Annotated in this window: 1 protein-coding gene; it reads right to left on the bottom strand. The window is 42.7% G+C overall.

Going from position 1 to position 866, the window contains the following annotated elements; all coding sequences use genetic code 11:
* Positions 1-600 (bottom strand): hypothetical protein (locus tag ACT3TU_RS14265; RefSeq protein WP_444784536.1); only part of this gene is annotated, 600 nt, incomplete at its 3' end.
* Positions 601-866: the final 266 nt, after the last annotated feature.

Below are 866 nucleotides of genomic sequence, written 5' to 3' on the forward strand. Positions count from 1 at the left end.
CAGCTTAGCGGTGTCAGTATAAGTGTAGTCAAAGTCTATGCTGACATTATCATCACTATGGCGCTTATCCTCATCGTATCTGATTTCAATATTTTGATCAGGAGTATAAGTCAGCTCCTCACCTGCATTAAGCGTTACCAAGTTTCCATCAACACGAAGTTCTATGTTTTTATCTATCAGATCATCAGCTTTTAAGGTGATACTCTTAAGTGCTTCATAGCCGGTCGCAATATTAGCAGGATTAGAAGTATCAGTAGTCTCAAAAGCAGCTGCAAAGTCTATGGTTGTCCATATATCTTCAGTAGCAACGACCTCTGGATTATTCACTGTGCTATCATCAGCATCAGGCGTCACTAGAATAGAGACCTCTTGATCCCTATGAGTCACACTATCACCAGATACTGTCTCGGTGGTGGTACCCGTGATGGTAAAGTTAATTTCACCAGCGAAGTTATCTGGTGTCTTTAACTGTGCAGTATTATTCTGTAGCGCCTCTAGGGTCACTGACCATACTCGATCAGAACCACTGCCACCTAAGAAAGTGACCCCTGCACCAGTTAAGTTAAAACTAGCAGGTAAGTTTTCAACCCGATAGACCACCTGCTCAGCAGCTGGGCTGTCACCATCATATGCCTCAATATCCGCAACACTAGCAAATAGGCTCGATAAGCCAATCTGATGGTTGCCTGTACTGTCTAGCGTTGCTTCATCCGTGACATAAGTATAGTCCTTACCATTGATAGGAGCTGTGTCGGTTGCTAAGTCGTCATTGGTTATTAAGTCTGCCTTGCCAATGTAGTGGCATAATAAAATTGGACAGCTTCTAAGAGGTTATAATAACCCAAAGAAGGAAACTAGTATGACTG

This window comes from Psychrobacter sp. AOP3-A1-26, from assembly GCF_052378235.1.
Lineage (GTDB): Bacteria > Pseudomonadota > Gammaproteobacteria > Pseudomonadales > Moraxellaceae > Psychrobacter.